The organism is Paraburkholderia bryophila (assembly GCF_013409255.1).
Taxonomy (GTDB): Bacteria; Pseudomonadota; Gammaproteobacteria; order Burkholderiales; family Burkholderiaceae; genus Paraburkholderia.
Genome location: NZ_JACCAS010000001.1, coordinates 1905643 through 1929483, shown reverse-complemented (window position 1 = coordinate 1929483; position 23841 = coordinate 1905643). Strand labels below are relative to the sequence as shown.

Annotated in this window: 24 protein-coding genes and 1 other RNA gene; 13 read left to right on the top strand and 12 right to left on the bottom strand. The window is 62.3% G+C overall.

The features are described 5' to 3' along the window. Positions 1-88: 88 nt before the first annotated feature. The 3 genes from cysD to cobA all read left to right on the top strand — a co-directional run bounded on the left by cysD (position 89) and on the right by cobA (position 3220). Entirely contained in the window at positions 89-1051 is a 963-nt protein-coding gene (cysD, locus tag GGD40_RS08620; RefSeq protein ID WP_179706468.1) for a sulfate adenylyltransferase subunit CysD, read from the top strand. A gap of 21 nt (positions 1052-1072) precedes the next feature. Further along, the gene (locus GGD40_RS08615; protein ID WP_179743368.1) at positions 1073-2389 is read left to right on the top strand and encodes a sulfate adenylyltransferase subunit 1; all 1317 of its coding nucleotides are present in this window, start codon (positions 1073-1075) and stop codon (positions 2387-2389) included. A gap of 72 nt (positions 2390-2461) precedes the next feature. Further along, complete coding sequence (cobA, locus tag GGD40_RS08610; RefSeq protein ID WP_179706463.1) at positions 2462-3220, top strand: uroporphyrinogen-III C-methyltransferase; 759 nt, start codon at positions 2462-2464, stop codon at positions 3218-3220. Positions 3221-3697: 477 nt separating this feature from the next. Here the strand turns inward: cobA and GGD40_RS08605 are convergent, their stop codons facing one another. The 4 genes from GGD40_RS08605 to lptF all read right to left on the bottom strand — a co-directional run bounded on the left by GGD40_RS08605 (position 3698) and on the right by lptF (position 7610). Beyond that, on the bottom strand, positions 3698-4150 hold the full coding sequence (locus GGD40_RS08605) for a hypothetical protein (RefSeq protein WP_179706461.1): 453 nt from the start codon (positions 4148-4150) through the stop codon (positions 3698-3700). Between the two features lie 818 nt (positions 4151-4968). Next, the gene (locus GGD40_RS08600; RefSeq protein ID WP_179743367.1) at positions 4969-5349 is read right to left on the bottom strand and encodes a sirohydrochlorin chelatase; all 381 of its coding nucleotides are present in this window, start codon (positions 5347-5349) and stop codon (positions 4969-4971) included. Positions 5350-5360: 11 nt separating this feature from the next. Then, positions 5361-6509, bottom strand: a complete 1149-nt coding sequence (lptG, locus tag GGD40_RS08595) for an LPS export ABC transporter permease LptG (RefSeq protein ID WP_179743366.1) — start codon at positions 6507-6509, stop codon at positions 5361-5363. A 3-nt stretch (positions 6510-6512) separates the two neighbouring features. After that, a complete protein-coding gene (gene lptF / locus GGD40_RS08590; RefSeq protein WP_179743365.1) occupies positions 6513-7610 on the bottom strand; it encodes an LPS export ABC transporter permease LptF in 1098 nt (365 codons plus the stop codon). A 137-nt stretch (positions 7611-7747) separates the two neighbouring features. Between lptF and GGD40_RS08585 the strand changes: the two genes are divergently transcribed. From GGD40_RS08585 to GGD40_RS08575, 3 genes are all read left to right on the top strand, one after another. After that, positions 7748-9259, top strand: coding sequence for a leucyl aminopeptidase (locus GGD40_RS08585; RefSeq protein WP_035552530.1), 1512 nt, complete (start codon positions 7748-7750; stop codon positions 9257-9259). A 106-nt stretch (positions 9260-9365) separates the two neighbouring features. Next, a complete protein-coding gene (locus GGD40_RS08580) occupies positions 9366-9782 on the top strand; it encodes a DNA polymerase III subunit chi (RefSeq protein ID WP_134960722.1) in 417 nt (138 codons plus the stop codon). A gap of 93 nt (positions 9783-9875) precedes the next feature. Next, on the top strand, positions 9876-10586 hold the full coding sequence (locus GGD40_RS08575) for a DUF2486 family protein (RefSeq protein WP_179706459.1): 711 nt from the start codon (positions 9876-9878) through the stop codon (positions 10584-10586). Between the two features lie 122 nt (positions 10587-10708). Here GGD40_RS08575 and GGD40_RS08570 read toward each other — a convergent pair whose 3' ends face one another. Beyond that, on the bottom strand, positions 10709-11050 hold the full coding sequence (locus tag GGD40_RS08570; RefSeq protein ID WP_179743364.1) for a c-type cytochrome: 342 nt from the start codon (positions 11048-11050) through the stop codon (positions 10709-10711). A gap of 226 nt (positions 11051-11276) precedes the next feature. Continuing rightward, complete coding sequence (gene ilvD / locus GGD40_RS08565) at positions 11277-12950, bottom strand: dihydroxy-acid dehydratase (RefSeq protein WP_179743363.1); 1674 nt, start codon at positions 12948-12950, stop codon at positions 11277-11279. Between the two features lie 186 nt (positions 12951-13136). On the opposite strand from ilvD, the gene GGD40_RS08560 reads away from it, so the two are divergent. Next, positions 13137-14156 (top strand): LysR family transcriptional regulator, encoded by a 1020-nt coding sequence (locus tag GGD40_RS08560; protein WP_179743362.1) that lies wholly within the window; start codon positions 13137-13139, stop codon positions 14154-14156. A 143-nt stretch (positions 14157-14299) separates the two neighbouring features. Further along, entirely contained in the window at positions 14300-15205 is a 906-nt protein-coding gene (gene lgt, locus GGD40_RS08555) for a prolipoprotein diacylglyceryl transferase (protein ID WP_179743361.1), read from the top strand. Between the two features lie 152 nt (positions 15206-15357). Here lgt and GGD40_RS08550 read toward each other — a convergent pair whose 3' ends face one another. The 5 genes from GGD40_RS08550 to GGD40_RS08530 form a co-directional block, all read right to left on the bottom strand. Continuing rightward, a complete protein-coding gene (locus tag GGD40_RS08550; RefSeq protein ID WP_179743360.1) occupies positions 15358-16092 on the bottom strand; it encodes an SIMPL domain-containing protein in 735 nt (244 codons plus the stop codon). Positions 16093-16327: 235 nt separating this feature from the next. Continuing rightward, positions 16328-16786 (bottom strand): EVE domain-containing protein, encoded by a 459-nt coding sequence (locus GGD40_RS08545; RefSeq protein ID WP_179743359.1) that lies wholly within the window; start codon positions 16784-16786, stop codon positions 16328-16330. A gap of 94 nt (positions 16787-16880) precedes the next feature. Then, positions 16881-17062, bottom strand: a non-coding RNA gene (ssrS, locus tag GGD40_RS08540) — 6S RNA. Between the two features lie 129 nt (positions 17063-17191). Further along, on the bottom strand, positions 17192-17506 hold the full coding sequence (locus GGD40_RS08535; RefSeq protein WP_035552510.1) for a cell division protein ZapA: 315 nt from the start codon (positions 17504-17506) through the stop codon (positions 17192-17194). Further along, positions 17503-17859, bottom strand: a complete 357-nt coding sequence (locus tag GGD40_RS08530) for an ATPase (protein ID WP_179743358.1) — start codon at positions 17857-17859, stop codon at positions 17503-17505. Before GGD40_RS08530 ends, GGD40_RS08535 begins: the two co-directional genes overlap by 4 nt. A gap of 524 nt (positions 17860-18383) precedes the next feature. On the opposite strand from GGD40_RS08530, the gene GGD40_RS08525 reads away from it, so the two are divergent. The 5 genes from GGD40_RS08525 to cobC all read left to right on the top strand — a co-directional run bounded on the left by GGD40_RS08525 (position 18384) and on the right by cobC (position 22816). Next, entirely contained in the window at positions 18384-19448 is a 1065-nt protein-coding gene (locus GGD40_RS08525) for a FecCD family ABC transporter permease (protein ID WP_179743357.1), read from the top strand. Continuing rightward, the gene (locus GGD40_RS36870; protein ID WP_179759511.1) at positions 19445-20284 is read left to right on the top strand and encodes an ABC transporter ATP-binding protein; all 840 of its coding nucleotides are present in this window, start codon (positions 19445-19447) and stop codon (positions 20282-20284) included. The genes GGD40_RS08525 and GGD40_RS36870 overlap by 4 nt, the downstream gene beginning before the upstream one ends. A 39-nt stretch (positions 20285-20323) precedes the next feature. Further along, complete coding sequence (cobT, locus tag GGD40_RS36865; RefSeq protein ID WP_257030377.1) at positions 20324-21385, top strand: nicotinate-nucleotide--dimethylbenzimidazole phosphoribosyltransferase; 1062 nt, start codon at positions 20324-20326, stop codon at positions 21383-21385. A 70-nt stretch (positions 21386-21455) separates the two neighbouring features. Next, the gene (locus tag GGD40_RS08515; RefSeq protein ID WP_179743356.1) at positions 21456-22241 is read left to right on the top strand and encodes an adenosylcobinamide-GDP ribazoletransferase; all 786 of its coding nucleotides are present in this window, start codon (positions 21456-21458) and stop codon (positions 22239-22241) included. Then, positions 22226-22816: an alpha-ribazole phosphatase gene (cobC, locus tag GGD40_RS08510; RefSeq protein WP_179743355.1), complete on the top strand. Its 591-nt coding sequence runs from the start codon at positions 22226-22228 to the stop codon at positions 22814-22816. Before GGD40_RS08515 ends, cobC begins: the two co-directional genes overlap by 16 nt. Positions 22817-22894: 78 nt before the next feature. Here the strand turns inward: cobC and GGD40_RS08505 are convergent, their stop codons facing one another. After that, positions 22895-23806 carry a cobalamin-binding protein gene (locus GGD40_RS08505; protein ID WP_179743354.1) on the bottom strand — a complete coding sequence of 304 codons (912 nt, stop codon included), beginning with the start codon at positions 23804-23806 and terminating at the stop codon, positions 22895-22897. Positions 23807-23841: the final 35 nt, after the last annotated feature.

Below are 23841 nucleotides of genomic sequence, written 5' to 3'. Positions count from 1 at the left end.
CTTTCGGTTCGAACACCGCACATACTGATTTGAATACTTCCGCGTCGGCAAGCCACCGCTTGCCGGGCGAATCAACGAAGGACCGAACATGAGCACCACGCTCGACTCCACTGTGAACGCACCACTCGCTAATACGGCAAACCGGATGGATCACCTCGATTGGCTCGAAGCCGAGTCGATTCATATCCTGCGCGAACTGGTCGCCGAATGCAGCAAGCCCGCGCTGCTGTTTTCGGGCGGCAAGGATTCGGTCGTCGTGCTGCATCTGGCGCTGAAGGCGTTCGGCATTGGCGCGAATCGCAAGACCGTGCTGCCGTTCCCGCTCGTGCATATCGACACCGGTCACAACTACGACGAAGTGATCGACTTCCGCGATCGTCGTGCAAAAGAGATCGGCGCGGAACTGGTGGTGGGTCACGTCGAAGATTCGATCAAGCGCGGCACCGTGCGCCTGCGCCGCGAACTGGATTCGCGCAACGCCGCGCAAGCGGTGACGCTGCTCGAAACTATCTCTGAGCATGGCTATACCGCGCTGATCGGCGGCGCGCGCCGTGACGAAGAAAAGGCCCGTGCGAAAGAACGCATCTTCTCGTTCCGCGACGAATTCGGTCAGTGGGATCCGAAGGCACAGCGCCCGGAACTGTGGAGCCTGTATAACGCGCGTCTGCATAACGGCGAACATCTGCGCGTGTTCCCGATTTCGAACTGGACCGAGCTCGACGTGTGGCAGTACATCGCTCGCGAACAGCTTGAGTTGCCGTCGATTTACTACGCGCATCATCGCGAGATCGTGCGTCGGAATGGTCTGCTCGTGCCGGTCACGCCGCTGACGCCGATGCGTGAAGGTGAAACCAGCGAGACTGCGCTGGTGCGCTTCCGGACCGTTGGCGATATCAGCTGCACGTGCCCGGTGGAAAGCGATGCGGACGATCTCGAGAAGATCATCGCCGAAACGGCCGTGACTGAAATCACGGAACGCGGCGCGACGCGGATGGACGACCAGGTCTCCGAAGCCGCGATGGAACAGCGTAAGAAGCAAGGTTACTTTTAAGCACACGAGGGTAAGACAATCATGAGCGGTATTCACCAACCAGAAGACCTCGGCGTGCTGCGTTTCATCACTGCGGGCAGCGTCGACGATGGCAAGAGCACGTTGATCGGCCGCCTGCTGTACGACAGCAAGGCCGTGTTGAGCGACCAGCTTTCGGCACTGTCGCGCGCGAAGAATAAGCGTACCGTCGGCGACGAAATCGATTTGTCGCTGCTCACCGACGGCCTCGAAGCCGAACGCGAGCAGGGCATTACGATCGACGTCGCGTATCGTTACTTCGCGACCGCGAAGCGCAAGTTCATCATTGCCGATACGCCGGGTCACGAGCAGTACACGCGCAATATGGTGACCGGTGCGTCGACCGCGCATGCGGCGATCATTCTGGTCGATGCGACGCGTGTGACGTTTGTCGATGGCGTCGCGCAATTGCTGCCGCAAACCAAGCGTCATAGCGCAATCGTCAAGCTGCTCGGTTTGCAGCATGCGATCGTCGCGATCAACAAGATGGACCTGGTCGACTACAGCGAGCAACGCTTCAACGAGATTCGCGATGCGTATGTCGAACTCGCGCGTCAGTTGGGTTTGAGCGATGTGCGCTTCGTGCCGGTGTCGGCGTTGAAGGGCGACAACATCGTGACCGCAAGCGAAAGCATGCCGTGGTATGCGGGCGAGCCGCTGCTGGACTTGCTCGAAGCGTTGCCGGTGGAGATTCCGACGGGTCAGGCGCTGCGTTTCCCGGTGCAATGGGTCGCGCGTCAGGACGGCAGCCAGGCCGACGATTTCCGCGGCTACATGGGCCGTGTCGAAGCGGGCGAAGTGAAGGTGGGCGACACGGTCGTCGTGCTGCCGGCGAATCGCGAAGCCACGGTGGCCGAGATCATCGCGCCGGTGGTGGGCGGCACGGCGCTGGTGGATCGCGCGTTTGCCGGTCAGACGGTGACGATCCGTCTCGCGGAAGACGTCGACGTGTCGCGTGGCGATACCTTCGTGCTGCGTGAGGAAGCGCCGGAACCGGCCAAGAAGCTCGAAGCCGATCTGTGCTGGTTCGACGACACGCCGCTGTCGACGCAACGCAAGTATCTGTTGAAGCAGACCACCAATACGGTGTTCGCGCGCATCGGTGCGATCAAGGAAGTGCTCGACGTGCATACGCTGTCGCAGGCGACCGATCGCAAGGAACTGGCGATGAACGATATCGGCCGCGTTGCGTTGACGTTGCAGAAGCCGCTGGTGTGCGATGTGTATGATTCGCATCAGGGGACGGGGGCGTTTGTGCTGATCGACGAGGCAACGCACCATACCGTCGCGGCTGGGATGATTCGGACGTTTTCGGCTTAAGGCTGGGTGGCTCGCGGTGCTTGCTGAGTGCTGCTGCGTGACACAGATGCCCTTACGGACAGGTTGAGGCAAATGGGTAAGGTTTATTTGATCGGCGCAGGGCCGGGTGCCGCGGATCTGATTACCGTGCGCGGCGCGCGGCTTTTGGGTTCGGCTGATGTGGTGCTGCATGATGCTTTGGTCGAGCCGGCTATGCTCGACTATGCGCCTTCGCACGCGCGGCGGATTGCTGTTGGGAAGCGCTGTGGGCAGCTTTCTACCGCGCAGCAGTTCATCAATAAGCAGATTGTGGATGCTGCGCTTGAGCACGATGTTGTCGTGCGGCTCAAGGGCGGCGATCCTATGCTGTTTGGGCGCGCCGATGAGGAAATGCGGGCGCTTGAGGCGGCTGGGATCGAGTATGAGGTCGTGCCTGGCATCACCGCTGCGTTGGCCAGTGCGGCTTCGTTGAAGCGGTCTTTGACGCTGCGAGGGGTTTCTCGGAGTGTGGCTTTGGCGACTTTTAGTCGGGCTGCTGGGTCTGATGAGATTCGTGAGCAGGTTAATGCTGACTCGGTTGTGTTTTATATGGGCCGGGATAGTGGGGTTGAGATCGCTCAGCAGTTGATCGAGGCTGGGCGGCCTGCTTCTACGCCTGTGGCGATTGTTGAGGCTTGTAGTACGCCGCGGGAAAGGATTCTGACGCTCACGCTTGAAGAACTCGCCTGCGGCGAGGCGCTGAAGTGGGTTGATGCCGCGCAGCCTAGCTTGTTGATGATTGGCGAGGCTTTTGCTGAGCGGCAAGTGGATGGGGTTGTTCGCTCCGCGGATGGGATTCTGGTGGCGGCTTGATCGGCTTTTGCCGGTGCGGCGCTTTCAGATTGTTCTCTTTGGGCGTTGGCCTTTCCTTGATGTCATGGTGGTCTATTAGCGTCGCCCCTGTGCGGGGCGGCACTCACTTTTCTTTGCCTGCCGCAAAGCAAAGTAAGCAAAAGAAAGCGGCTCACACCGCCAGCTCTTAAGCGGGTCCCTCGCGCAGTTCCAGTAGTGGTGCATCTGGAATCTGTGTCCTCGCACACTCCGCGTTCGTGACACAGCAGTCATTCTTCCGGCGGCGCTTCGCGCGCCGTCGTGGTCGTCTTCACACATCTCTTACGCATTCATCGTCGGTAAAACGGCGGGCTGTTGTCCCGGTTCGCGCTATGCGCTCGCCGGGACGGCGCGATTAGAAACAAGTGGTCTCGCCTCAGCGGAATGCTTGCGTGCGATCGTGGATTTGCTCGCCGCTTCATACGCCCGCTCTGCGGACAATGGATCGCCGAATGCCAGTTAGTGCGTAATCACCACGTGCCGCAAATTACCTTTGAAGCGTACTCGCCGGATCGGCATCGGCTCGGTTGCGCAAGTACCCGCGCCGTTCTTCGCGGCTTTCTGTGCGGCCTTTGCCAGAAGCTTCGCGGCGTGGCGAGCCGTGATGCGGCGCTCGGGAATTCCCTGCGCATCCAGCGCAATGATTTGGTACAACTCGCGGTCGGTTTCGACTTCCTGCTGGTAGTTCTCAGTCGTATCGATCAGTACGCCCAGTAGCGCTCGCTGGCGTGCTATTTCGTCACGCGTAATAGCGGGACTTCTGTATATCGATGTCGCAAGCGTGACCAGCTTTCGTAGGTTCGCAATCTGTCGGTCAACGAGTTCAAAAGCCGATAGCGCGAGCTTTTCATACTGGATGGCGTCAACAGGCGGGCGCGAAGCGCTTCGACAATTCGTGGGGGATTTGCTCATATGCGATCTCCAATTGCTGACTTGGATCGCCCGACACGCGCTTGCAAAAGTGGTGAGCGGGCACAGTAACAAGGTTGGCAGACTGGACCACACCAAACCAGCAGACCCGAAGGTCTCCCTGTCACGGCCCGCCCATAGCAAGAGTCTCGTGGTGAAAAACACGCGACTCGCATGCGCAGGTGTGAGTATGGTGAGCAGGCTGCCAAGCCTGGCCGTCGCTGTCTTGACGGCGATGAGGAGTCTAGAACGTCTTGCTGAACGAGTGATCACTCGTCCGAGCTAAAAATAGCGCGCTGCGCCGCTTTCTGAAATTTCCTACGCTTTTGTTCGCATGATTGGACGTGCCACGCGAACTCACATGCATTTCGAATTAACGCAGGCATTCGAAAGGAGCGTTGCGGCTGGAAGTCCAGATCACTGCACGAATGAACTCAATCGGAAAAAGCCACGTAGTCACCGAACGACCGCGACGGCGCGCGAAGCGCCGCCGGAAGAATGACTGCTGTGTCACGGACGCGGAATGTGCGAGAACACAGATTCCAGATGCACCACTGCCGTGACTGCGCGGGGGACCCGCTTATGAGCTGGCGGTGTGAGCCGCTTTCTTTTGCTTACTTTGCTTTGCGGCAGGCAAAGAAAAGTGAGTGCCGCCCCGCACAGGGGCGACGCTAATAGACCACCATGACTTCAAGGAAAGGCCAACACGCGAAGAGAACAACCGAGCGCGCCGCGAGTGCAGAAATGGGAGGGGGAGGAGGCAGAGCAGTACAGCGACAAGAACAGGCGACTTGACGCGAAGCGAAGCAGAACAGGGAGACCTAAACCTGCCGAAGGCAATAAAGCGCGACAGCATCAAGAACACCCTCATCTTCCCCAACAGCACCAGCGCACTTGATCTGAACGGAGGGATGAAGTTCGCGACAGCGTTCGATGACGAGAGGCAGATCTTTCCGCACATGCCCGCCTTGCCCAAAAAAAACCGGCACAACGGTAACAAGGTCACACCCGCCAGCGGCAAGAACGCCCACAGCAGCAGGCAAATCCGGCTCCATCAACTCAAGAAACGCCAACACCACCGGCCCCGCCAGGGCATCAGCGCTACGAGCCCCGCGCAGCTTCTCAGCGAGCCTCTCAAACGGCTCCCGCCAGCGCGCATCCCTTGCACCGTGCCCAAACAAAACAAGCCCATGCATAGCCATACAAGAGGCCCCTAATGCCGATCAACCCACTTCAACCCAACCAACCCGAGCACGAGATAAACCAACCCAGGCGTAGCCGCAGTCAAAGGCGCAGGCCAGGTATTCAAAGTGCCGATATGGGAGAACAGCGTGTTGAAGAGTTGAAAACTCATCCCCAGCATGATCCCACCGAACACCTTAACCCCCACCACGCCAGCCCGCGTATGCAGATAAGCAAACGGCAGTGACAAAACCAGCATCACGAACACCGCAAACGGATACAAAATCTTACGCCAGAGCGCGATCTCATACCGCTGCGTATCCTGATGATTCTCCGTCAGATGCTGGATATACCTAAACAGATTGAACATCGACATCCGATCCGGCGACACCAGCAGCACTGACAGAATCTGCGGCGTCAATTCCGAGCGCAGCGAATACTCCGGCAAGCTAACCTGAGTCGCGCGATAAACCGGATTCAACGCATCCGCGGGCGTCCCGGGAGGCGGCGGCACATCGATCAACTGCGTATCGGTCACATCAGTCAATTGCCAATGGCCCGGCGGCTGATATTTGCCGCTTTTAGCGATCCGCACATTCGACAAACGGAACTTCGAATCGAACTCATAGATCCGCACATTGCTGATCGTCGCATCCGGCTTCAACTCGCCGACGTTCACAAAGCGCGTCACCTGCTCGCCATCGGCCCGCGCGGTGAGCGTGTCCTTCACCCACACACCCGACTGGAAGTTACTCGACACCGACGACCCCAGCGCCTCCAGTCGCACCCGCTCCGACAACTGATCCGTATAAGGCCCAACTACTTCGCCGATCAGATACGTCAGGAACACCAGCGGAATCCCGATCTTCAACAGCGAGCGCAACGCCTGATTGGTCGCCAGCCCGGATACCCGAAAAATCGTGTACTCGGAATTCGCCGCCATTTGCGCGAACACATAAATCGCACTGATCAACGCGGCAACCGGAATGATTTCGTAGAAGCGCGACGGCGTCTGCAACGCGACCCGCAGCACCGCATACTGAAACTTGTAGTTACCGTGCCCAACCGAATTCAGTTCGTTGATCAGGTCGAAGAAGAAGAACAGACCCGAAAACGCAAACAGAATGAAAATGAACGTGAGGTAGATCTGACGCGCGAAATACCTTTCATAAATGCGCATCGGTCAGGTCCCCTGCGAACGGTTGAACATGGCGCGCGTGAACAGCGGACGGTTGCGCACGCGCAGCCAGAAGATAAACGCGACGACCACCGCGACGACCACGTGCAGTCCCACCAGCCCGACGCCGAACGACATCTTGCCCTGCTCGATCCACGACTGCACCACGTTCAACAGATTTGAATACGTCAGATAGATCAGCACCGCCATCACCAGATTGATGGTGCGGCTGCGTCGCGGGTTCTGGTGCGCGAGAGGAATCGCCAGCAGCATCAGATTGAGCGCGATCAAAGGCAGCCCCGCGCGCCACGCGAATTCGGCGAGATTCTCTTTGGTCGGATTGCGCAACAGCGCGAGCGTCGACATGCCGGTGCTGGTCGCCGTGTTGACGACCGGCTGGCTCTGGATCTTCACGCCATAGCGCTCGAATTCCATGATGCGGAAGTCGGGATGCCCCGGCTCGCCGTCGTAGCGCCGGCCGTTTTCGAGCACGACGAAGCGGTCGCCGTTCTTATGCGTCTCCGTATGGCCGTTCTTCGACACCACCACGTTGACCTTGCCGTTCTCGGTGCTGGTCACGAACACGTTTTCCACGTGTCCCTGATCAGGCGACATCTTCTCGATGAAGAACACCCGGTGGCTGGTGGCCGACTCGCGGAATTGACCCGGCGCCAGCAGCGAGACCTCGTCGCGCTGCTGGAAGCGCGCGCGGATCAGCTTGCTCTGCTGGTTCGACCACGGCCAGCCGACGAACACGAAGAACATGATGAGGATGATGATCGGCGTGGCAAAAATACCGATCGGCTTGATGAATTGGGTCAGGCTGACACCCGAGGACAGCCACACGACCATCTCGGAGTCTTTGTACCAGCGCGTCAGGACGAACAGGATCGACACGAACAGGGTCGCGACGAGCATGATCGCCAGGTAGCCGATCACGGTCAGTCCGATCAGGACCAGCACGTCGCGTGGATCGATCTCGCCCGAGGCCGCGAAGCCGACGATACGGATCATCATCGTCGTCAGCACGAGCGTGAGGAGAACCATGAACACGGCACCAGCCGTATACGCGAGTTCGCGCTGGAGGGAGCGTTCGAAGATCATTATTGATGATGAGAGGGGGCGCTCTCAGTGGCGCGAGGGTTACTCCCCGTCACACCTCCGGTGCAGCCGCCGCAGGAAAAATAGCGGATAATTGCGGCTTTCATCCTAAGCCCAGACTTTATCCGAGGACAAGCGCGATGGACTTTAGCATAAAAGCCTGTGATTGGACCAAAGGCTCGTCAAACGGTTTCCTGACCGGTAAATCCGATTGCATCGTGATCGGTGTGTTCGAGTCGCAGACGCTTTCGGGCGCGGCGCTCGAGATCGACGCGGCCACGAAAGGGCTGTTGACCCGTGTCATCAAAGCCGGCGATATGGAAGGCAAAGCCGGCTCCACGCTGTTCCTGCACGAAGTGTCGGGTATCGGCGCGTCGCGTGTGCTGCTGGTCGGTCTCGGCAAGCAGGACGCTTTCAATCAGAAAGCCTACGGCGACGCTGCGCGCGCCGCCTGGCGCGCGTTGCTGGGCACCAAGATCGTCCAGGTCACCTTCACGCTCGCCCAGTTGCCTATCCTCGAACGCTCGGCCGATTGGGGCGTGCGCGCCGCGATCCTCGCGCTGCGCGAGCTGACGTACAAGTTCACGCAGATGAAGAGCAAGCCGGACACCACGCCGCGCGCGCTGAAGCGCATCGTGTTCAGCGTCAACACCGGCGACGACAAGGCCGCCAAGCTGGCCGCCAAGCAAGGCGCCGCGCTGGCCAACGGCATGGACCTGACGCGCGACCTCGGCAATCTGCCGAGCAACGTCTGCACGCCGACCTACCTCGCCAACACCGCGAAGAAGCTCGCCAAAGACTGGAAGCTGAAGGTCGAAGTGCTCGGCGAGAAGCAATGCGAAGCGCTGAAGATGGGCTCGTTCCTGTCGGTCACGGCCGGCTCGGTCGAACCTGCCCAGTTCATCGTGCTGCAGTACCACGGCGGCGCCGCGAAGGCCGCGCCGGTGGTGCTGGTCGGCAAGGGCGTCACGTTCGACACCGGCGGCATCTCGCTGAAGCCGGGCGAAGGCATGGACGAGATGAAGTACGACATGTGCGGCGCCGGTTCGGTGCTGGGCACGATCCGCGCCGTCGCCGAAATGGGCTTGAAAATCAACGTGGTGGCGATCATCGCGGCGGTTGAGAACATGCCGTCGGCTACGGCCACCAAGCCGGGCGACATCGTCACCAGCATGAAGGGTTTGACGATCGAAGTGCTGAACACGGACGCCGAAGGCCGGTTGATCCTGTGCGACGCACTCACCTACGCCGAGCGCTTCAAGCCGGCAGCCGTGATCGACGTCGCCACGCTGACCGGCGCTTGCGTCATCGCGCTGGGTCACCACAACAGCGGCCTGTTCTCGAAAGACGACGCGCTGGCGGGCGAGTTGCTCGACGCATCGCGTGAGGCTTCGGACCCGGCCTGGCGCATGCCGCTCGACGACGAGTATCAGGACCAGCTCAAGTCGAACTTTGCCGATCTGGCCAACATCGGCGGCCGTCCTGGCGGCAGCGTGACGGCGGCGTGCTTCCTGTCGCGCTTCACGGAAGCGTATCCGTGGGCGCATCTGGACATCGCGGGTACGGCGTGGAAGAGCGGCGCGGCGAAGGGCGCGACCGGTCGTCCGGTGCCGTTGCTCTCGCAGTTCCTGATCGACCGCGCTGCACAATGACGCAATGCAGTAAGGTAGCAAGCGCGGTAGCGGACCCGGCGGCAAGCCGGGTCCGCGCTGTGCAACGGCGCGCAAGCCCGGCTGTCGACGCAAGGCGGAGCCGCCGATGACGAGGATCGATTTTCACTCGAACGTCGGCGATTCGCTGCTGTATGCGTGCCGCCTGATCCGCAAGGCGTATCAGGCGGGCCAGCCGACCATCGTGCTGGCCGAGCCCGAGCGTCTGCGGGCTTTCGACGAACAGCTGTGGACCTTCTCGCCGCTCGACTTCGTGCCGCACTGCATGGCGGGCACACCGCTCGCCGCGCAAACGCCTATCGTCCTGGCGTCGAATCTCGACGACGTGCCGCATCATCAGGTGCTGCTCAATCTGGGTGCTACGGTGCCGGCCCAGTTCGCCCGCTTCGAAAGATTGCTGGAAGTGGTCGGTAACGCACACGACGAACTCGCTGCGGGCCGCGAACGCTATCGTTTCTATCGCGATCGCGGCTATGCTTTGAACAACTACAAGCAAGGCAGCTAGGCCTTTTTCCATCCGCGTCGCGTGGTCTCCTGTCTGAAGGATCCGGCGTGGATGCGGCCTGCCTTGGCTTCGACTTAAACAGGGAGAGCGCACGTGTCCGATCCCCACGACAATTCGATTCCGGTGCTAAGCGAGATTCTCGTGCCGGGCAATCCGGTGCAGGCGCGTCATCCGTCGAACGACGCCGCCGGGCCGGCGGAACACTCCATCACGGAGGACGGTGCGCCGCGCGAGCCGGGTTTTCGCACTGAGCCGGTGCTCGAGCCGCACGCGATGCATGCGCATGAACTCGCTGCCGAGCAGGGACCCGCGGCCGAGCCGCCGCCCTTGCCGACGCTGGACGAGGTGCTTGAGCTAGGCCGCGTGGCCGCGCCGGAACCTGTGCATACGCCAGCGCATGGCGCGGATCATCATCCGAAGAAGCGTTCGCGCGCGCATCACGCGCATGACGATGTGCCCGAGCGCGATGCCGGCGTCTTCAATCGCGCCGAGCCTCTTGCTCCGTTCGAAGCCGGTACGAGCGTGCCGCCCGATATCGCTCATGAAACCACGGCGGCGCCGCAGTTGGGTCTCGTCGATGCAGATCTCATCGCCGAGCGCCTGCGTGGACGCTTCGCGAGTTTCCTGACGGGCGAGGGACGCGACGTCATCGAGGCACGCTGCCGCGATGCATTGCAGGAGCACACGGGCTGGCTGGTCAGCCAGATCACGCGTGAAGTCGCGCTCACGCTGGAAACCGAAATGACCGCGTGGGTGCGGGAAGCGGTTGAGGAAGAGATCGCGCGGCGCTCAGGCCACGCGTGATTCGAAGGGAAGGCGGCTTGAAACGCGGGCATGCGTTTCAGCGCCATCAACGCTGCACGATCATCGATGCACACTCACCGATGCACACTCACCGATGCACACTCACCGATGCATGGGCGTCATCATTTCAGCGACAACACCCAGCCTGCCAACGTGGCCGCCTGATCGGGCGTGAGTTGCGTGTTCGCGGGCATGGGCACCATTCCCCACACGCCGGCGCTGCCATCCAGAATCTTGTTCTTCAGATAGGTTGCGGCGTCGTCGCGACCGGCATATTTCGTTGCGACATCATGTAGCGCCGGTCCCATGAACGGACGCGCGACCGCGTGACAACTCATACAGTTCTGCTGCTGGGCCAGCGCCAGACCGGCAGCGGCCTCGGCATGCGCGACCGGACTGCCGACGCTCAAGATAACGCCTAGCAGGCCGGCGGTTGCAAGCGCTGCATGCGACATGGATTTCATTCTGGTCTCCGTCGGTGCAGATGCCCGACTCGTGGTGCAGGCATTATAAAAGGAAAGGGGCGCACGGTTTTCCGTGCGCCCCTCTGCGCTTTTACGTAGCTTAGTTGTGTAGCTTACCGACCTGGCATAGGTTGCCGGCGCGGGCTGGACCGCAGCCTCAGACGCGCCTCGCGAAAGCCACGCGAGTCAAATCAAAAGCAGCGTTTCCATTTCCTGCGCTCGGGCATCACCCCGTAATCGCCCCCTTGTTAGCCGGCAACGCCAACGCCGAATACTTCGCCAGCACGCCACGCGTGTAGCGTGGCTTCGGCTGCTGCCAGGCGGCGCGGCGGCGCTGCAACTCGGCGTCGTCGATATTCAATTGCAGCAGCAGCTTGTGCGCGTCGATCGTGATCGAATCGCCTTCCTGCACGAACGCGATCGTGCCGCCCACGAACGCTTCCGGTGCGACGTGGCCGACCACCATGCCCCACGTGCCGCCCGAGAAGCGGCCGTCGGTGATCAGGCCGACGGTCTCGCCCAGCCCCTTGCCGATGATCGCCGACGTCGGCGCGAGCATCTCCGGCATGCCGGGTCCACCCTTCGGACCGAGATAGCGCAGCACGACCACGTCGCCGGCGACGATCTTGTCGGCCAGAATCGCTTCGAGCGCGCTCTGTTCGTCGTCGAACACGCGGGCCGGGCCGGTGATGACCGGGTTCTTCAAGCCGGTGATCTTGGCGACCGCGCCGTCTTCGGCAAGATTGCCCTTCAGGATCGCGAGGTGGCCTTCTTTGTACAACGCCTTGTCGATCGGGAAAATCACCTGCTGATCGGCGCTCGGCTTGCCCGGCACGTCTTTCAGTTCTTCAGCCAGCGTCCTGCCGGTGATCGTGATGCAATCGCCGTGCAACATTCCCGCGTCGAGCAGGATTTTCATGACTTGCGGAATGCCGCCGGCCTTATGCAGATCCGTCGCGACGTATTGGCCGGACGGCTTCAGGTTGCAGATCACCGGCACTTTCTTGCGCATGCGCTCGAAGTCTTCGATAGTCCATTCCACCTCGGCCGCGTGCGCGATCGCCAGGTAGTGCAGCACGGCATTGGTTGAGCCGCCGGTCGCCATGATCAGCGCGACGGCGTTCTCGATCGACTTCTTCGTGATGATGTCGCGCGGCTTCAGGTCTTTCCTGACCGCTTCGACCAGTACGCGCGCCGATTCGGCGGCCGAGTCGACCTTTTCGTCGTCCGGATTGGCCATCGTCGACGAATACAGCAGCGACATGCCGAGTGCCTCGAACGACGAGCTCATCGTGTTGGCGGTGTACATGCCGCCGCACGATCCGGAAGACGGACACGCATTTTTCTCGATCCCTTCGAAATCCTCTTCCGACATGCGGCCCGCCGTGAATTCGCCGACCGCTTCGAACGAAGACACGATGGTCAGGTCCACGCCCTTCCAGTTGCCCGGACGGATCGTGCCGCCGTACACGTAGATGCCCGGCACGTTGGTGCGCGCGAGGCCGATCATGCCGCCCGGCATGTTCTTGTCGCAGCCGCCGATCACGACCACGCCGTCCATCCATTGGCCTTGCACGCAGGTCTCGATGCAGTCGGCGATCACTTCGCGCGAGACGAGCGAGTACTTCATGCCTTCGGTGCCCATCGACATGCCGTCCGAGATGGTCGGCGTGCCGAAGATCTGCGGATTCGCGTCGGCGCCCTTGACCGCGGCGACGGCCGCGTCGGCCAGACGTTGCAGGCCGGAGTTGCACGGCGTGATGGTCGAGTGGCCGTTGGCGATGCCGATCATCGGCTTGTCGAAGTCTTCTTTCTCGTAGCCGAGAGCGTAGTACATGGAACGATTCGGTGAACGCGCCACGCCTTGCGTGATGTTCTTCGAACGACGGTTGTATGCCATGGGGAACTCCAGTCTGTTTTGTTCTGGTCTGTGCTGCGTGTCTGTCTTGCTGTATTGCGGCTTGGATGCGGCGGGTGTCGTGCGTCAATCCAGTGTAGTTCCGACGCGTGATGCAAGGATGCGGTTTTGCCAACTGCGTGTCCAATATATTATTGACGGCCGATTAGGTCGTAAAATGTATCAATCATGTTGCCCGCCATCCCCGACCTGCGCCAGTTGCGCTATTTCGTGACCGTCGCCGAAGAAAAGCACTTCGGGCGCGCGGCCGTGCGTCTTTCGATGACGCAGCCGCCGTTGTCGCAGGCCATTCGCGCGCTGGAGGAGACGCTCGGCGTCGAGCTGTTCGCGCGCACCAAGCGCTCGGTCGAGCTCACGCCGGTGGGCGCGGATCTGTTGCCTGAAGTGCAGCGCCTGCTGGCCGGCGCCGAAGGGCTGCGGCCGCTTGCGCAGAGCCTGGCGCGCGGCGAGGCGGGGGTGTTGTCGCTGGCGTTCGTCTCGACCGCGGACTACGGGCTCCTGCCGCTGCTGCTGCGCGATTTCGGCGCGCGCCATCCGCGCGTGCGGCTCGAACTGACCGAGGCCACCAGCGACGTGCAAGTCGATGAACTGGTGGCCGGACGCATCGATGCGGGCCTCGTGATCGCGCCGCTGCCGTCGCGCCACGCTACGCAGTTGTCGTGGCTGCCGATCGCGCGCGAGCCGCTGATCGTCGCGATGTCGTCGGAGATGGCGGCGCGCTTGGCCAAGGCCGCCGGGCACAATGCAGGACATGACGCCCGTGACGCTGGCCACGACGTGGACCTCGAAGCCGAATGGCTCGACACGCCGATCAGCCTGCGCGACGTCGCCGATGCGCCGCTCGTGATCTTCCCAAGACGTTTGGCGCCTGGCTTTTATGACATCATTATGGATTGCTACGGCGTGGCGGGCCTCACGCCCCAGATCGGCCAGGAGGCGATCCAGATGCAGACGATCGTGAGCCTCGTGTCGGCCGGCATGGGTGTCGCACTGGTGCCGCAATCGTTACGTAATCTGCGCCGCACCGGCGTGGTGTATCGTCCGCTCGTCGAGTCGGTGCCGGCGATCGAAACGGGGCTGGTCTGGCGCACGGCGGAGGTGAGTCCGGTGCTGGCGGGCTTCATCGACATCGCGCGGGCGCATGCCGCTACCGTCGAGGCGCAGCACGCCGGCGCGCAGCATGTTTAACGGCGCGGCCGCGAACGCATTGCGCGCGGCGCCGTCCAATGCTTGCGCCGCGGTCTGTGCTAGCGGCGTGCGCAGGCTGTCACCCGTCCCAAAGAATCGATTAGAAAACCCGCTTCTGAACCTGAACTGCCCATAACAACACGATGCTCATTCACCCGAATTTCGACCCCGTTGCCATTCATCTGGGGCCGCTCGCAGTGCGCTGGTATGGACTGATGTACCTCGTCGCCTTTATCGCGGCGATCGTCGTCGGCCGGCTGCGGCTGCGTTTGCCGTACGTCGCGGCGCAAGGCTGGACCGCGAAAGATATCGACGACATGCTGTTTTACGGCGTGCTGGGCACGATCCTCGGCGGCCGCCTCGGCTACGTGCTGTTCTATAAAGCGAGCTTCTATTTCGCGCATCCGCTCGACATCTTCAAGGTGTGGGAAGGCGGCATGTCGTTCCACGGCGGCTTCCTCGGCGTGACGCTGGCCATGGTGCTGTTCGCGTATCAACGCAAACGCTCGTGGCTGCAAGTCACCGACTTCGTCGCGCCGATGGTGCCGACCGGGCTCGCGGCAGGGCGCCTCGGCAACTTTATCAACGGCGAGTTGTGGGGCCGCGTGACCGATCCGTCGTCGCCGTGGGCAATGATGTTCCCCGGTGCCGCACCTGACGACGCCGCATGGCTCAGCGCGCATCCGCAACTGGCCGCGCAGTGGCATCTGAACGAAGTGTTCGCGCAATATCACATGCTGCCGCGTCATCCGTCGGAGTTGTATGAGATCGCGCTGGAAGGTATCGCGCTGTTCTTCGTGCTGATCTTCTTCTCGCGCAAACCGAAGCCGCTGGGCGCGATTTCCGCGGTGTTCCTGATCGGCTACGGCCTCGCGCGCTTCACGGTGGAATTCGCGCGCGAGCCGGACGACTTCCTCGGTTTGCTGGCGATGGGTCTCTCCATGGGCCAATGGCTGTCGCTGCCGATGATCCTCGTCGGTATCGGTGTGCTGGTGTGGTCGTATCGCCGTGCGCGTCGTGAACCGGCGCAGGCGGTTAGTGCGAACTGATGGCGGCTACGGGTTATCGTAGCCAGCGGTATCGAGCGTTATCAAACGATATGTAGATGAGCGCTCAACGAAAAAAGCCACGGCATGCCGTGGCTTTTTTGCATCAGCTAGCGGCTCGGGCACACACAAAGCGGCGCCCGAACCCACAAGCATTACTTCATCTGCACCGAGCCCGACACGTTGACCGTGACCGTCGACGTACCGCCTTCGATCGGCACCGGCGCCGACATCTTCGCGTCCGAGCTCATGGCACGCGCGCTCATCATCATCATGGGACGCGGCATCACGCCACCGTTCTGACCGACGTTGACTTCGCGAATCGCATAGCCGCTATAGCCGAATGCCTGCGCGGACGAAGCCGCTTGCTGGCGGAACGACTTGATCGCTTCGCCGGTGAGCTTCTGCTCGGCGGCGCGCTGTGCTTCCGGCGACAACGAGAACTGCACGTTGCCGACCTGCATGATCGATGCCATTTGACCCGCGAGCTTTGATGCCGCAGCGAAGTCGTGCGACTCGAGCACGATCTCCGTGCGGCCGCGCCATGCGGAAATGCGGCCGTCGCGATCGGTGGACGGATAGATCGAGAACGAACCCGTGCGAGCCGTCACGCCGCTCACCCCCTTGGCTTTTTGCAGCGCCGAATCGGCGCGCTGATTCAACGTGGCGGTCAGCGCCGACGGATCGCTCGCTTCCTGCTCGAAAAACAGCGTGATATTGACGACGTCTTGCGGGACTTCCGAGCTGGCCTGGGCATTGAGCGACAGCACGCCGGCGGGCTGATACGGCGCGGCGCTCTGCGCGCGAGCCAGCGTCGGCGTGAGTGCGAGCGCGACCGGCGTAGCGCATATGAGAGCGAGAGCGAGTGCCCGTGCGGTGTTTTTCGTCATTGTTGGACTCCTTGCTTGAACAGGTTATGCACGATAAGAGCAAGCGCTGTGGTGGCACAACGTTTGCGCGACCGTTAGGCGCTTGTAACCTAAGCTTGGTTCCCCAATTTGACAATGCCTTCACGTTTGCTTGCAACTGCGTGCGCATTACGCATCATTGCGCATGATTTCGCAGCATGCTTCTGCGTGAACGGATGTCACGCCGACACGTTCAGGCTCACGCTTAGGCTCACGTTCACGCAAGCCGTTTGATGATGAAGCGCCACTCGGCTTCGCTCACCGGCGTGATCGACAGACGGTTGCCACGAGCGAGCACGCGCATGTCCTTCAATTCCTCGTGCTCGCGCAACGCGGCGAGCGGAATCAACGGGATCTTCTTCTTGAACACCACATCGACGAGTAACCAGCGCGGTGTTTCCTGCGACGACTTCGGGTCGAAGTACGGGCTCTTCTTATCGAACTGCGTGGGGTCCGGATAAGCGGTCGACGAGACTTCCGCGAGCCCTGCGATACCCGGCTCGGGACAGCTCGAGTGATAGAACAGCACACCGTCGCCGACCTGCATCATGTCGCGCATGAAGTTGCGCGCCTGATAGTTGCGCACACCGGTCCACGGCAACGTGTGATGCGCCGCGTGGGCGAGATGATCGATGCTTGCTTCGTCCGGTTCGGACTTCATTAGCCAGTAGCGCATGAATCGAATTGAACGTTAAGGGTTTGACAACACAGAGAAAAACTGTGGCCCAAAGAAAAACGGCATCGAACCGAAGTCCGATGCCGTTCTAAATAAGGTCCCCGCCTTAGCCGCTAGGCCGGCATCCTGAACCGGGGGTTCAGAATTGGTCGCAGTTAGCAACACTTCGGGTACATCAGACAGAGTGACGCGCACACCCGTGCTACAAATTTCCGCAACCGTGCACATGGCATTGGTTCAAGGAATATATGACCTTGGCGAACCAGGCAGGGAAGCTAAACCGATGAAGCTTAAACGATGGAACTCAAACGTTTCACGACTCTAGCTCGATCACTCCGTTTGAATTCGCAGCCGATCTCAGGACCGACTGCTTGGAACCTTGACACTGCTCGATACCGCTGGTGCTTACTGCATGCTGTACTGCTGAATCACAGTACCCAGTTGTTCGTTCATTTGATGCATTGTACGCCGGATTTCCTCTGCGGGAAATGCTTCTCCGTGTCGCACGCTCGATTGCAGCTTAAGCAGTTCCGATGCCAGCGACAGGCAAGCCATGACAGCAATGCGATCTGTGCCGCGCACGTTGCTGTTATTGCGGATCTTCGACATTTCGGCGTCGACGCGTGCGACGGCCTCAAGCAGCGCGCCTTCCGTTTCCGGCGAGCAGGCGAGGCGATACGGCACGCCGAGAATCGATACTTCGATCTGCTTGGTGGTCATGCATTTTCTCCGTGGCGGGTCACGTCGCCCTGCGCTTCGACTTCTTGCTGCGCGGGTTCGAGCAGATCGAGCTGGTTATCCGGCTCGTTGTGCGCGCGCCCCCGCGGCAGCTTCTCGAGAATCGCATTCAGGCGCACCTGAGCGTCGTCGATTTTTGCGGACAGGGCGTCGCGTTCCGCTTGCAGCGTGTCGCGTTCCTCGCGCAACAGCGCAAGTTCCGTGCGCGTGGCTTCCACCTCGGCACGTGATTGGGCGAGCTGCTCTTCGAGCGCGAGACGCGCTTCATTGTGGCGTTGGCTGATCGTGATCAGCTTGCCGATATTTTGTGAAAGTGATTCGAGTTCGGTGAGCATCTGCTGCGTCCTCTAAAGACATCGCATTTTAGCGCGGAATGTCGCAGGTTCCGACAATTGTCTCGTTTCGAGACGTAACAACATCGCTTTGTGCCGGCTTTTATCGACCTTATGACGAAAAAGTACTCATGCATCGGACAATAACCCGCACTTAACAGAACAGATCGCGCGCGGATTCACCAGTCCGGATCGTGCGTTCAAAGTTCAACCTGCGAGTGTGCCACTGCGCGTCGCGCGTGGGAAGGCGGCGCAGAAGCGGCGCACCCCTTATTCCGATTCCGCAAGGTCGAACAGTTACTATCTCGCCTTCGGCGTCGTGACTTCACGATGTCACGTCGTCACGTCGTCATGAGTCTGTCCGCGCGTTATAACGTCACGACGACGTGCTAAGCGGCCACGCTAATTAGAATCCGTTGAACAGGGACCATGAAAAGGCTTATTCGTATCCAGCGCCGCGCCGCATCGCGTCCGTCACTGCCGGTCGGTATCCGCCGTGACGAACCGGGCTCGCCGGGATCGCGCGAATGAACCGCCAGTCGGGTTCGATGCCCGCCACACTGCGCGTGATGAACGCGAAGCGCGCCGCCGCGATCTGGCTCGTGCTCGCGCTGATCGCGCTCGCGGTGCTGATGGCGTCGCTCGCGCTCGGCAGCGTGTCGCTCGCGCCGATGCGTGTGCTCGCGGCGCTGCTGCCCTCGCACGCGTCGGTGGGAAGCTCGCTCGGCTCGTCGACAGATCTGGCGGGCGAGATCGTCCGCAACTTGCGTCTGCCGCGTGCGCTCGCCGGCTTCGCGTGCGGCGCGCTGCTCGCGTTGGCCGGCGCGTTGCTGCAGGTGCTGTTGCGCAATCCGTTGGCCGAGCCGTATGTGCTGGGTGTGTCCGGCGGCGCGGCGACCTTCGCTCTCGTTGCGATGATCGCCGGCTGCGCATGGTGGATGGTCGATGCCAGCGCGTTCGCCGGCGCCTTCGTGTCGATCCTGCTGGTGCTCGGACTCGCGCGCCGCGAGTTGTGGCGTGGCGAGCCGCAGGACACGTCGCCGCGTTTGCTGCTGACCGGCGCGGTGGTCGCCTCGGGTTGGGCCGCGTTGATCACCTTGCTGCTGAACCTCGCGCCCGACAACCGGCTGCGCGGCATGCTGTTCTGGCTGACCGGCGACCTCAACGGCGGCGCGATGCCATGGGTTGCACTCGTCGCGCTCGTGATCGTGCTGGTCGCGATCGTGCCGGTTGCGCCGCGTCTGAATGTCTTGCTGCGCGGCGACGCGGCCGCGCAGGCGTTGGGCGTCGCGGTCATGCCGTTGCGGTTGCGCGTGTATCTGGCGGCGTCGGTCGCGGCGGCCGCTGCCGTGACCACGGCGGGCACCGTCGGTTTTGTCGGGCTCGTCGTGCCGCACATGTTGCGGCTCGCGTTCGGCAACGATCAACGCATGCTGCTGCCGGCCGCGGCGCTCGGCGGTGGCGTGGCGGTGATGGGCGCGGACCTGATCGCGCGCACGGTGATCGCGCCGGCGCAATTGCCGGTCGGCGTGATTACGTCGATCGTCGGCGTGCCGGTGTTTCTGTGGATGCTGCTGCGCAAACGCCGATGACGCCTTCCCACGACCTCGTTCAAGCTTCGCTCAGCGCGCAACGTCTGACCTTGCGCGCCGGCTCGCGCACCTTGCTCGACGCCTTTACGCACACGTTCTACGCAGGCGAAATCTGGTGCGTCGCCGGGCCGAACGGCGCGGGCAAGACGACGCTGCTGTCCGCGCTCGCGGGCTTGCTGCAACCGGCGGCGGGGCACGTCGAGCTCGATGGCGTGCGGGTCGCCGACTGGCCGCCGTTGCCGCTTGCGCAGCGCCGCGCGCTCATGCCGCAAAGCGCCGCCGACGCATTCAGCGCGAGCGTACTCGACATCGTGATGTTGAACCGCTTCCCGCATCTGAACGGCTGGGGTTGGGAAGGCGAGGCGGATCGCGACGCGGCGCATGCGGCGCTGGACCTGTTGGGCCTCACCGCATTTGCCGCGCGCGACGTGCTGTCGCTGTCGGGCGGCGAGCGCCAACGCGTGGCGCTGGCGGCGGTGTTGTGTCAGGACGCGCCGTTGCTGCTGCTCGACGAACCGTTATCGCATCTCGACCTGCATCATCAGATCGACTGTTTAGAAGCGCTGGCCGCATGGACTCGCGAGCCGCGTCGTACCGTGCTGTTTTCGTGCCATGACCTGAACCTCGCGCGCCGTTTCGCCACGCATGCGTTATTGCTCGACGGCGAGGGCGGCGCGTATGCCGGCCCCGCCCACGACGTGCTGACGCCCACGCTGACCAGCCGCGCGTTCGGCTATCCCCTGATTCTGATTCGCGATGGCGAACACGAGGCGCTGATTCCGGCGCCGCGCGCGCGTCACGAATCGCTTGCGGTTCATGATGGACCGGCAAGCTGAGCGCTCTACCCAAACAAACATTCTCTTTCAGATAGACCTATGACTTCTTTGTCCCGCCTGGCCGGTTTGCCCGAAGTCGCGCCGCTCGATCAATCGCTGCGGGCCGACCTGCAACACATCATCGATACCAAGACCAAGCCGCCCGGCAGTCTTGGCCGGCTTGAAACGCTCGCGCGGCAGATGGGGCTGATCCAGCGCACCACGCATCCCACGGTACAGCGTCCGGCCATGATCGTGTTCGCCGGCGATCACGGCATTGCCGACGAAGGCGTGAGCCCGTACCCGCAAGCGGTGACCGCGCAGATGGTCGCGAATTTTCTCGCGGGTGGTGCGGCGATCAATGCGTTGAGCCGAGTCGCGGGCATCGAACTCGAAGTGGTCAACGCGGGCATCGCGACGCCGCTGCCGTCGACGGAAGGACTCGTCGACATTCCGGTCGCCGCCGGCACGCGCAATTTCGCGCGCGAACCGGCCATGACGCCGCAGCAAGTGCTCGCCGCGATCCAGGCCGGCGCGGCGCGCGTGCGGCATCACGCGGCGCTCGGCACCAACGTGATCGGTTTCGGCGAGATGGGGATCGCGAATACCTCGTCGGCCGCGTGCCTGATGAGCCGCCTGTGCGGCGTGCCGATCGACGAATGCGTCGGACGCGGCACCGGTCTCGACAATGCCGGGCTCGCTAAAAAGCGCAACGTATTGGCGTCGGCGCTCGCGCATCACGACGTGTCCAGCGATCCGCTGACGGTGCTCGCCACCTTCGGCGGCTTCGAAATCGCGATGATGGCCGGCGCGTATCTCGCCGCCGCCGAAGCGCGCATGACGATTCTGGTGGACGGCTTCATCGCGACGTCGGCCCTCCTGGTCGCCGACGCGCTCGCGCCGAACGTGCGCGAATACTGCGTGTTTGCGCACGCGTCGAACGAGGCGGGGCATCGGCGCATGCTCGATCATTTCGGCGGACTGCCGTTGCTGTCGCTCGACATGCGTCTCGGCGAAGGCACCGGCGCGGCGCTCGCGGTGCCGCTGCTGCGCGCGGCGACGGCGTTCGTCAACGACATGGCCAGCTTTGAATCGGCTGGCGTCGCGAATCGCGACGCGTGATCCTGGTGACCCCCGTGATCCGCGTGATCCGTCATACGGAAACGGCGCGGCGCGTGCCCCGGAGCTCTTCATGAATCCGCTCGCGGAACTGCGCTATTTCTTCACGGCGCTCGGCTATTTCACGCGCGTGCCCGTGCCGCGCTGGGTCGGCTTCGAGCCGCATTATCTGAATGCGGCGGCGCGCTATTTTCCGCTGGTCGGCGCGTTGGTCGGGGGCTTGAGCGCGCTAGTCTATCTGGCCGCGCTGCACGTGTTTCCGGCCGGCGTCGCCGTGTTGCTGTCGATGGCCGCGTCGCTGCTCGTCACCGGTGCGTTTCACGAAGACGGTCTCGCCGATTGCGTCGATGCGTTCGGTGGCGCCTATACACGCGACGACGTGCTGCGCATCATGCATGACTCGCGCATCGGCGCCTTTGGCGCCATCGCTCTCGTGATCGCCTTGGCATTGAAGTGGCAAACGCTCGCCGCGTTGCCGCCGCTGCACGCCGCAAGTCTGATGATTGCCGCGCACGCGGCGAGCCGCACGTGCGCGATCAGCTATCTGGCGACGCTCGACTACGTGCGCGCCGAAGGCAAGGCCAAACCGGTCGCGCAGCGGCTGAGCGGCCCGGCGTTGTTGTGTGCCGTGTTGTTTGGCTTGCCGTGGCTGGGGTGGCCGAATGGGCTCACGTGGCCCGATGCCTCCGCCTGGCGCTTCGCTGCCTCGGCGCTCGTGTTACTACTGGCGCTTCGCTTCGTCATGGGACGTTATTTCGTCAGACGCATCGGCGGTTATACCGGCGACTGTCTCGGCTTCGCGCAGCAGATCTTTGAATTGAGCATCTATCTGGTGGGGCTTGCATGGATATCGTCCTGATTCGCCATCCTGCCGTTGCGCTCGAGGCGGGCGTTTGTTATGGCCACAGCGATGTGGCGCTGGCCGAAGACGCCGAAATCTCGTCCGACGCGCTCGCGTTGAAACTCGCCACCTTGCAGGTGCCCGCGCCGCGCGTGCTGATGTCGAGTCCGCTCACGCGCTGTTCGGCGCTCGCGACCGAAATGGCGAACGCGTTCGGGTGCGTGATCAGTCACGACGATCGTCTGAAGGAAATGGATTTCGGCGATTGGGAGACGCAACGCTGGGACGCGATCGATCGTGAGTTGCTCGACGCCTGGGCGGCTAACTTCGAGCATGCGCGTGCGCATGGCGGCGAGAGCGTCGCGCAGTTCGTCACGCGCGTGCGTGCGTGGCTCGATGCGTTCGCGCAGACGCGCGAGTTGTCGCCGGCGTATGTGGTCACGCATGCGGGCGTGATGCGGGTGATCGCGTCGCTGGTGCTGGACGTGCAGTTGGAAGGCTGTCTGCGCTGGTCGCTGGACATGACCGGGATCGTCTGGTTGAGGCGCGATGACGAAACGCAGCAGTGGTCGTTGGTGAGGTGGAATGCGTGAGGACGGCGGGCTTCGCGACGCTTGCCGTGCGCGCGTGGCGCTCGTCATGTGAATGAGCGGGTGCCAGGCGTCGCTGTTTTACTTCGCGCCAGGCTTTCTGTGTGAGCGCGCTGCTTCCAGATCTTCGCAGAGTTGCTTCGCGCCCTGCGCGATGCGCGGCGCCGGGCGATTGATCAGATCGCCGTCGACCGCAAACAGATTGTTGTTCGCCACCGCGGTCAGACTCGGCCACGCGCGCCACGTGGCGAGTTGCGGCAGCGGGGTATCTGGCTTGGTTGCGCCGGGGGCGGCAGTGACGATCGCTTCCGGATTCGCGGCGAGCACGGCTTCGGTTGAAACCGTCGGCACTAGCGGCTCGAGTTTCGCGAACACATTGCGGCCGCCGCACAGTGCGATCACATCGCTGATCATATGGTCGCCGTTGAGCGTCATCAACGGTTGATCCCACACCTGATAAAACACGCTGACGGGCGGCCGGCTCGTGTACTGCGTGCGTAACGTCGCGATGTCGCGGCGATACGCGGCGGCCGCCGCATCCGCGGTCGATGACGTGCCGAGCAATTGGCCGAGCTTCGTCAGCGATACGGCAACGTCGTCGAGACGATGCGGCTCGCTGAAGAACAACGGCACGTGCAATTCGCGCAGACGATCGAGTTGACGTTGCGCATTGCCATGCCGCCACACGACGATCAGGTCCGGCTTCAACGCGACGATGCGTTCGAGGTCGAGCGCTTTGTTATCGCCGACGCGCGGCAGTTGTTTTGCCTCCGGCGGATAGTCGCTGTAGGACACCGCGCCGACCATTTTTGCGCCGCCGCCTGCGGCATAGAGCAATTCGGTGACGTGCGGCGCGAGGCTGATCACGCGTTGAGCGGGAGCGGGTAGGGTGACGGTTGCGCCGGTGTCGTCGGTGACGGTGATGGCGGCGTATGCGGGCAAAGTCGCCGCACACAGCGAGAGGGCTAGCAATACGCGGGTAAGTGCGGTCATCGGCGCTGCGCGTTGAAAAGGACGGGTTGGATCAG